Annotated in this window: 8 protein-coding genes; all 8 read left to right on the top strand. The window is 56.8% G+C overall.

Translation table 11 applies throughout. From position 1 onward, the window contains the following. A partial coding sequence (locus B5D52_RS13915) for a glycoside hydrolase family 32 protein (protein WP_078689241.1) occupies positions 1–1,240 on the top strand: 1,240 nt, incomplete at its 5' end. Positions 1,241–1,257: 17 nt separating this feature from the next. Next, positions 1,258–2,658 carry a sucrose-specific PTS transporter subunit IIBC gene (locus B5D52_RS13910; RefSeq protein ID WP_016149091.1) on the top strand — a complete coding sequence of 467 codons (1,401 nt, stop codon included), beginning with the start codon at positions 1,258–1,260 and terminating at the stop codon, positions 2,656–2,658. Next, complete coding sequence (locus tag B5D52_RS13905; protein WP_016149090.1) at positions 2,655–4,835, top strand: alpha-galactosidase; 2,181 nt, start codon at positions 2,655–2,657, stop codon at positions 4,833–4,835. The genes B5D52_RS13910 and B5D52_RS13905 overlap by 4 nt, the downstream gene beginning before the upstream one ends. 10 nt (positions 4,836–4,845) lie before the next feature. After that, positions 4,846–5,610, top strand: a complete 765-nt coding sequence (locus B5D52_RS13900; protein ID WP_016149089.1) for a Cof-type HAD-IIB family hydrolase — start codon at positions 4,846–4,848, stop codon at positions 5,608–5,610. A gap of 427 nt (positions 5,611–6,037) precedes the next feature. Then, a complete protein-coding gene (locus B5D52_RS13895) occupies positions 6,038–7,033 on the top strand; it encodes a LacI family DNA-binding transcriptional regulator (protein WP_016149088.1) in 996 nt (331 codons plus the stop codon). Positions 7,034–7,055: 22 nt separating this feature from the next. Continuing rightward, a complete protein-coding gene (locus tag B5D52_RS13890; protein WP_016149087.1) occupies positions 7,056–8,045 on the top strand; it encodes a ComEC/Rec2 family competence protein in 990 nt (329 codons plus the stop codon). Next, the gene (locus B5D52_RS13885) at positions 8,042–9,037 is read left to right on the top strand and encodes a Bug family tripartite tricarboxylate transporter substrate binding protein (protein ID WP_016149086.1); all 996 of its coding nucleotides are present in this window, start codon (positions 8,042–8,044) and stop codon (positions 9,035–9,037) included. The genes B5D52_RS13890 and B5D52_RS13885 overlap by 4 nt, the downstream gene beginning before the upstream one ends. A gap of 65 nt (positions 9,038–9,102) precedes the next feature. Then, positions 9,103–9,567: a tripartite tricarboxylate transporter TctB family protein gene (locus tag B5D52_RS13880; protein ID WP_016149085.1), complete on the top strand. Its 465-nt coding sequence runs from the start codon at positions 9,103–9,105 to the stop codon at positions 9,565–9,567. Positions 9,568–9,580 lie beyond the last annotated feature (13 nt).

Raw genomic sequence — 9,580 nt, 5'->3', positions numbered from 1 at the left:
AAAAAACCATTCCCACAAAGAGTGGGGATACTGCACCTCACCCGATCTGACACACTGGACATTTCACGGCAGCGCCCTGCTTCCCGACCAATCCTACGACGCACAGGGCGTCTATTCGGGCAGTGCGCTGGTCATCGACGATGCGCTCCATCTGTTCTACACTGGCAACGTCAAGCAAGACGGTCAGCGCCGCAGCAGTCAATGTCTGGCCATCAGCACAGACGGACAGCATTTTCTCAAAACCGGCCCGATGTTCACGACCCCTGACGGCTACACCGAACATTTCCGCGATCCCAAAGTCTTTTATGCCGGCGGCAAATACTGGATGGTAATCGGCGCGCAGCAGCGCACCGGCAAGGGTGCAATCGTGCTGTTCTCCTCCTCGGATGCGCAGCACTGGAACCTGGTCGGCCCGCTCGCACAGTCCGAAGCATGCCAGATGATCGAATGCCCCGACCTCTTTCTGATCGACGACACCGCCGTCCTGCTCTACTGTCCGCAATGGCGTGATAATGCGCACGATCTCGCACTGCACTCCTTTGCCGCGTACAAGCTCACTCACTTTGACACGGCTGCGGGAACGCTGGATGACCGAAATCTGGATGACAACCAGCACTTGCTCGACCAGGGATTTGACTTTTACGCACCCCAGACGCTGCAAACGCCGGATGGTCGCCGGGTGATTCTGGGTTGGATGTCTCGCATGGAGGATGCACAGGAAGCCGTATTCTGTCAGAACGAGCCGCGCATTCACTGCCTGACCATGCCGCGTGAGCTTTTTATCAAAGACGGCAAACTGTGTCAGCGTCCCGTGCGCGAGCTTTCCACGCTGCTCGGTGCAACCGTTTCCCCGGAACGTTCGGATTCCGGTCTGCGCTTTGCACCGTCTCACCGCTATTTCCGCCTGATGCTCGAAGCGCCGACAGGCTGCTCCGATCTGGAACTCTCGTTTGGCGATGGCGAATGGCGTTTTATATACGACGCACAGCAAAAAGTCGGTACCCTGACCCGCCGCAGCTGGGTACAGGACGGAGAAGAAACCCGCTCGTTTGCTCTGGAAACATGCACAGCGCTCGAGCTGTGGAGCGATCAGTCCAGCATCGAACTCTTTGTAAACGGTGGTGCACATGTGTTGTCTGCCCGCGTTTTCCCGACAGCCAGTCAACCCGATCTTCGCATTTCGGGCATCGACGCACGCACCACGGTTCAAGTCAACGAACTTTGTATGAATGAAAACTGATAAGGAGGAAACCCATCATGTCTGAAAAAGAACTGGCTCAACACATCATCCGGCTTGTTGGCGGCAAGGAAAACATCGCCTCGGTGCAGCACTGTGCCACACGTCTGCGCATCGTCGTGCACGACAAAGACAAAATCAACGTCAAAGAAGTAGAAAACCTGGATAAAGTCAAGGGTTCTTTCTTCAATGCCGGACAGTACCAGATTATCCTCGGCACCGGTCTTGTCAATCGCGTATACGATGAAGCCATGACGCAGCTGAACCTCGCGGCCGAATCCCCTGTCCCCGAAGATACTACCTCCAAACCGGTATACGGCAATAAATTCCAGCGTGCCATCCGCATGTTCTCCGATGTATTCGTCCCCATCATCCCGGTTCTGGTTGCAACCGGTCTGTTTATGGGTCTGCGCGGTCTGCTCACGCAGGAAGCCGTTCTGGGTGTGTTCGGCATGACGCCCGACGACATTCCCAATCAGCTGCTGCTCTTCACCCAGATTCTGACCGACACCGCATTCGCATTCCTGCCCGCTCTGGTTTGTTGGTCGACCTTTAAGAACTTCGGCGGCAGCCCGGTCATCGGTATCGTCCTCGGCCTGATGCTGGTCAGCAACAGTCTGCCGAGTGCGTACGATGTCGGCTCAGGCGCAGCCGAACCGCTCGTCTTCTTTGGCTTTATCAAAGTGGCCGGATATCAGGGTTCGGTACTGCCTGCATTCGCAACCGGTGTTTTGACCGCCAAATTTGAAAAATGGCTGCGCAAGCGTGTCCCGGATGCCATTGATCTGATTGTCACCCCGTTCGTTACGCTGGTCGTCGGCATCGTTCTGGCGCTGTTCGTCCTCGGCCCCATCCTGCACACGGTAGAAAATGTTGTCCTGTACGCTGTTGAAGGTCTGCTCACGCTGCCCTTTGGCATCGGCGGTCTGCTCTACGGCAGTTTTGGTCAGCTGCTCGGCATCTTCGGCATCCATCACATCCTGAACTTCTTGGAAATCAGCATGCTGGCAAACGATGGCTGGAACTACCTCAACCCGATCGGCACCTGCGGCAATGTCGCACAGGCCGGTGCGGTTCTGGCAGTCGCCATCAAGGCACTCTCTGCCAAGACCAAGCAGGTTGCATACCCCTCCTGCCTGTCCGCTCTGCTCGGCATCACCGAACCCGCTGTCTTCGGTGTCAACCTGCGCTTTGTAAAGCCCTTCATTATGGCCATGATCGGCGGTGGCTGCGGTGGTTTTCTGGCCTCCCTGCTCGGTCTGCGCGCAACCGGTACGTCGATCACCGGTATTCCCGGTACGCTCCTCTATCTCAATGAGCAGCTTCCCTTCTACATTCTGGTCAATGTCGTAGCCTTCGCGGTTGCCTTCGTTCTGACCTATTTCTTTGGCTTCCACTCCAAAATGGAGAATCAGGCATGAGCATTACCTTCCATTCCGATGGCTCCATCGTCCATCTCACCAACGGAACCATCAGCTACGTGATCGAATTGCTCGACCACACCTATCTGCTGCACCGGTATTTCGGCCAGGCCATTCGCGCCTGGCACGGTACCGGGGTCACCATCCCCAGCAAGCGCAGCTATACCACCGAGTATGCCGACGGCACGCAAAACCTGTACTTCGACGCCCTGCCCTTTGAATATCCCACACCCGGCCGCAGCGACTACCGTCTGCCTGCGCTGACCGCAGAAGGGCCTTCCGGGGCTGCGGTGGTCGATCTGAAATTTTGCAGCTGGCAGGTACTGCCGCAAAAGCCCGCCGTTCCCGGCTTGCCCATGACCTTCTCGGCACCAGACGAGAGTGAAACGCTGGAAATCGTCTGTTCCGACCCGGTCGCCGGCATCAAAGTGTACCTGTATTACACCATTTTCCACGATCTGAACATCATTACCCGGCATCAGCGTATCGAAAATACCGGCAAGACCGCAATCCGACTGCGCAATGTACAAAGTCTGTCGCTCGAGCTTCCCGCAAGGGACTATGAACTGCTCACGCTCTACGGCTGCCACGCCAAAGAGGCCAACCAAAGCCGCGCCCTGCTGCATCAGGGCGTACAGCGCATCGGCAGCTGCTATGGTTCCAGCAGTCCGCGTCACCAGCCCTTTTTCGCCCTCTTGCAGCCCGGAACGACCGAGCAAACCGGCGAAATCTACGGATTCCAGCTGATTTACAGCGGTAATTTCTCGGCTGCCGTAGAAAAAGACACGTTCGGTCAGGTACGCGCACAGATTGGCCTCAATCCCGATACCTTCACTTGGACACTGGAACCCGGTGAAGCCTTCGACACGCCCGAGGCCGTGCTCAATTACAGCGCAAATGGTCTGAACGGTATGCGGCAGGGCTTTCATAAGCTGATACGCAATCACATCATGCCGCCGCGCTGGCGGGACGCACAGCGTCCGGTTTTGCTCAACTCCTGGGAAGCCATGTACTACGATGTCAGCTTGGACAAGATCGAAACCCAGGCACAGCTGGCAAAGGAATTGGGCATTGAGCTGTTTGTTCTGGACGATGGCTGGTTCCGCGCGGGCAATGACAGCCGCTCTTCCATGGGTGACTGGACATGCAACCAAAACAAGCTGCCCGGCGGTATTGATCGAGTCGCCTCCATCGTCCACGCAAAGGGGTTAAAGTTCGGCCTGTGGTTTGAACCCGAGGCCGTCAGCCCAAACAGTCAGCTCTACCGCACCCATCCGGACTGGATTGTACACGTTCCCGGATACGCGCCGGTTGAGGGCCGCCACGAGTATCTGCTCGACCTCGGACGCGCTGAAGTGCAGCAATATCTGCTGGATATGCTGCACGGCTACCTTGCAGGCGGTCAGATCGACTATATCAAGTGGGACATGAACCGTCCCCTGACCGATGTCGCCTCTTCTGCGCTGCCGCCCGGGCGGCAGGGTGAGGCTGCACACCGCTATATTTTGGGCTTGTATGCTGTGCTGGATGAGATCACCCGATGCTATCCCGATGTACTGTTCGAGGGCTGCTCGAGCGGCGGTGCGCGCTTTGATGCGGGTATGCTGCATTATTTCCCGCAGAACTGGACGAGCGACAACACCGATGCCTGCGACCGCGTCACCATTCAGTCGGGGTTCGATCTGCTCTACCCGCAATCCACTATGGGTGCGCATGTCAGCATCACCCCCAACCATCAGACCGGCCGCTCCACCACGCTGGACACGCGGTATCAGGTATGCCGGCTGTACAATCTGGGCTATGAGCTGGACTTGACCCTGTGTACCCCGGAAGAGCGCGACGAGATCGCACGGCAAATTGCAGCCTATAAAGCACAGCGGTCGTGGCTGATGGCGGGAACCTTATTCCACAGCCAAAGTTCCGACCAAAACTGCACGGCCTGGTCTGTGGTCAGTCCAGACCAAACCCAGTGCATGATGATCGTTTTCCAAAAGCTGTACAATCCCCTGTCATCCTGCGCACGCTTTGCACTGTGCGGTCTGGACCCTGCGTCGGACTATCGAGATACTGCCACCGGCAAGGTCTACGGCGGCGATGAACTGATGCAGATTGGTCTGACCGTACCGCTCGTCAAGCACGATTTCACCACATTCTGTTTCCACCTGGTTAAAATATAAGGAGAAAGGCATGGAGATTCAACTTTTTGTCAGCGATCTGGACGGCACGCTCTTAAACGAGCACAGCCAAGTCGCGTCCGAAACCGCGCAGGCAATCCAGCGCGTGCAGCAAGCCGGTATTCGATGGCTGACAGCAACCGGACGTTCCTGGAACACCGCCGCGCCCTTACTTCAGCAGGCCGGAATCTCCTGCGATTTCGTGCTGCTCAACGGAGCCGAGCTGCGCAATGCCAAGGGCGAGCTGCTGCTCGATGCATCGCTGTCAACCGCCACCGCGCGGCAGGCCGCTGACATTTTAAGCGAACACGGCATTGGATTGGAGATCAACACCGATCAGGGAGACTTTACGACCGATACCCAATTCTGCAGCGCCGCTCCCCTGCCCGAGGACTTCTGGTCTCGGCCTCTGACTGTGCGCAAACTCTTTGGTTTTTGCCGGGATGCAGCAAAACTGGATGCCGCCCGACAGGCATTGGGGGCGCTGAACGGTGTCTCAATCACATCATCAGCGCCGTGGAACATCGAAATCACCGCGCACGAGGCCCGAAAAGCCCGCATGGTCGAACGCGCTGCGCAGCTGTACAGTGTCGATCTTGACCACATTGTTGTCTTCGGCGACGGCAGCAATGACGAGAGTCTGTTCCGAACCTTTCCCCATTCCCGCGCGATGGAAAACGCCGTGCCGCTTTTGCACACATTGGCAGAAAAGGTGATCGAAAGCAACGTCGATTGCGGTGTCGCCAAAGAAGTTCAGCGAATTTTATCCGATATATGATACAAAGCTGCCGCCGCAAGGATTGTCCCACGGCGGCAGCTATTTTGCAATCTGTTTTATAATGGCAAAAGTCATCATCAGGAAATGTCCCTATCAAAAATCAGGATACATGGGACTTTTTCTGTGCAAATATCGCGGATTTTTTGTAAGAGATCGTTCTCTTTCGCATGATTGGCAGGAAATCCTTACCGCCTTCCGCTCTGCATTTTCCCCTCTCCGAGTTGCCTAAAAGCGTTCAGGCGTTTTTGTCAAAAATATTCAAAATTTCGTTTTTTCTGCAAAACCCTTTGACATTTTTAACAGATACGAGTAAGATAAAGACACGATCAATCCACGAAACGTTCCCCCGGCAGCATTCAAGTTGAATGCTGTCTGGTTTTATCCCAGAAATGAGAACGTTCTCAAAATAAAGCAGAGGTCTTATACTATGGCAGTCACGATCTTAGATGTTGCAAAATTGTGCGGCTACTCCAAGGCCACGGTCTCCCGTGCCTTCGCATGCCCGGAACAGGTCTCGGACAAGACCCGCGAAAAGGTCTATGCCGCCGCGCGTGCGCTCAACTACACCCCCGATGCAATCGCTCGGGCGATGGTACGCGGCCGAACCGACAACATCGGCTTTGTCATCTACGAAAAGCAGTATCCGGTCGTGCTCAATCCCTTCTACTCGCCCATCTTCGAGAGCGTCCTGCAAACCTGTGCACAGCACGGATACAGTCTGTTTATCTCCTCTGACCGCGATTTGCACCTGCCAAACGGTCAAACCTGTGTCAAAAAGCAGATGGACGGCGTGATTTTAGCCGGCCATTCGGACATGCAGACCGTGCTCGACCTCCAGCAGCAAAACATGCCGGTCGTACTGCTCAACAACGCCCTCGATCTCGACCACCTGCTGTGCGTCACCACCGACCAGTACGGCGGCGCGGTGCTTGCCATGCGTCATCTGGCCGAGCGCGGTCATCGCCGCATCGGTCTGATCGCGGGCAACTTCTCGCCGCACGTCTACATGGCACGCTACAACGGCTACTGCGATGTGCTGCGCGAGATCGGTCAGCCCATCGATTTCCGTCTGGTACAGTCCATCGAACCCACGGTCGAGGCCGCAATTGCCTGCACTTCGCTCATGTTATCGCTGAGTGACCGTCCGACCGCGCTGTTCTGCACCAACGATACCATCGCCATCGGCGCGATGAAGGCGGTGCTGCGCGCCGGACTGTGTATCCCGGAAGATATCGCCATCGTGGGCTTCGACGACAGCGAAAACAGCCGTCTGGTCGAACCCGAACTGACCACCGTACACATCGACAAAGTTGCTATGGGCCGCATCGCTGCCGAGCGTCTGATCGCGCAGATCGAGCAAGGCCCTGCGGAAAAACAAGTCATTCAGACCGACGTTCGTCTGATCGTTCGGCAAACCACCTGACCGCCGGAAGGAGGCGCTGCGATTGCAAATTACATTCATCAATGTGGGGTATGGCGATGCCATCCTGATCCAAAAGGGTGCTTTCACCCTGTTGGTTGACGGTGGAAGCACGCTGCCGCAGGAATTCGAGGGGTTCCCTGACCGTATTCCTGCCCGTGACTTTCTGGCCGCTCAGGGCATTAGCCGCATCGATCTCGCGGTGCTCTCGCACATCCACGAGGACCACACCTGCGGCCTTGCCGACATCGCGGCGCACTTCCCGATCGGTGCAATCGCCCTGCCCTGCCAGCCCGACGCGCTGCGCGGGGTGCAGCGGCTCAGGCCGAACGCACAGGCGGCGCGCAGCGTCCCGCTGTTCACCAAAGCGCTGCATGATGCCGAACAGATTGTAAAACTGGCCGAAAACCGCGGCATTCCGGTACATACGCTGCGCTGCGGCGACGTGCTCACCCCGGTAAACGGTCTGCGCATTGAAGTGCTGGCGCCGCCTGAGCCCGTCGCAAACGATTTTGAAGCGCAAATCGTCCAAGCCGGACGGCAGGACGATCCCACACCTGCACTCACCCAGCTCGACCGCACCTCAAACGACACCAGTCTGGTGCTCAAGGTGACCGACGGCAAGCTGTGCTGTCTGCTCCCGGGCGACAACTGCCCCCACAACTGGAATCACATTGATTTTTCTTTACTCGAAAATGTAAACGTTCTCAAATTGCCGCATCACGGTCAAATCGACAGTATTGACCCAAAAATCGTACAAAAAATGCCCTTACAGGCAATCATCACCACCGCATCCTCCGACCGCCGGTACAACAGCGCAAACCCGGAAGTTTACCGCGTCCTGCACGACATACACCCCGATGCGCAGCTGTTGTTCACCGACGAACGCGCCTATCCCCCGTACTTTTCCAACCCGCACGGCGCACAAGCCGTCACCCTTCGTATGAATTGCGGTCTGATCCAGACCGAATGGATGAAAATGAACTCAACCGAGGAAAAGGAGAAAAAGCCATGAAAAAAATGACAAAACGCGTTCTTGGTATCCTGCTCGCAGCCGGTATGCTGTTATCTTCCACCGCCTGCAACAGTCCGGGCGGCAGCACGGCGGGCGGTAAGGAGGAAAAATTCCCCTCCAAGCAGGTCACCATCATCATGCCCTGGAGCTTGGGCGGCGGTCCCGACACCATCGCACGTCAGGTCGCATCCTACGGTGAAAAGTATCTGGGTGTCCCGGTCATCGTCGAAAACAAGACCGGCGGCGCGGGCACGATCGCAATGACCGCAGCCCTGCAGGCGCCCGACGACGGCTACTCGATGGTTGTCGCAAACGGCCCGCTGTTCTCTCTGACCCCCAGCTTCCAGAACGTTGCTTATAAACTCGACGACATCACCCCGCTTATCGGCATGCGCATCACCGAGTTTGTCGTGCTGACCAACGCCAAGAGCGGCATCACCACCATCGACCAGCTCAAGGAGTACGCGGCTTCGGGCAAGACCATCAAGTACGCGACCACCGGTGGCCCGGGCAATGACAGCTATACCATGATCTCGGTTCTGTTTAAGCTGCTCGACATCCCGGCAGAGGCCATTCCCTATGACGGCGGTCAGGATGCCATCAACGCACTGGTCGGCGGCCACGTCGACGTTGCCATCGGTTCGCCCCCGGTTTACCGCGACTATGTAGTCAGCGGTGAGCTCAACTGTCTGGGCACCTTCATCCCCGAGGGCATCGACGTCGAGGGCATCGGTCATATCCCGTCCTTCAAGGAGCAGGGCATTGACGTAGAATTCACCGGCATGGATTACTTCGCCGTTCGCTCGTCGGTAGACGACAGCAAGAAGGCTGTCCTGACCAAGTTCATCCAGGACGTCTATGCCGACCCCGATTTCCAGAAGTTTATGAGCGAAATGGGTATGGAAGCCTGGGGCGCAACCGAGGACGAGATCCTGACCATGATCAAGGATCAGACCACCGCCATGAAGGATTACATCCCGCTCATCCAGTAAGTCACAACCGCGCCCGGCGACCGGTCAAACGGTCGCCGGGGGCTCCCCCTTTGAGGTGACCGACTATGAAAATCAAGTATAATTCTGAAATTATCTCCGGTCTGGTCTTTGTCATCGTCGCCGCCGTGCTCTGGCTGCTCATCCCCTCCCAGATTCAGACCCTCGAGAAAACCGCAATCAACGCCCAGACCATCCCGCGCATCGCCATCGGCGGACTGTTCCTGTGCTCGGCCGGTCTGCTCATTCAGGGACTGCTGTCCCACGACAAAAAAGAAATCGTCATCACGCGCGAGAGCTTCCACGCGGAAGGCTTCCGCCGGGAAATGCGCTCGCTGCTGTTCGCGGCCTTCCTCATCATCTACTGCTTCCTCGTCACCCTGCTCGGCTTCATCGTCTCGACCGTTCTGCTGGTCATCGCCATTCTGCTGTTCTACGGTGCGCGCAAGTGGTACTATTACGCAATCCCGCTCGTCATGGTCGGCGTTGTCTACTATGTATTCGCCGTCCTGCTGCGCATCTCTCTGCCGTGATTCTGAGAAGGGA

The organism is Butyricicoccus pullicaecorum DSM 23266, from assembly GCF_900167005.1.
GTDB classification, from domain to species: Bacteria; Bacillota; Clostridia; order Oscillospirales; family Butyricicoccaceae; genus Butyricicoccus; species Butyricicoccus pullicaecorum.
Note: the sequence above shows the minus strand (reverse complement) of the source record. Positions and strands in the feature narration are given on the sequence as shown.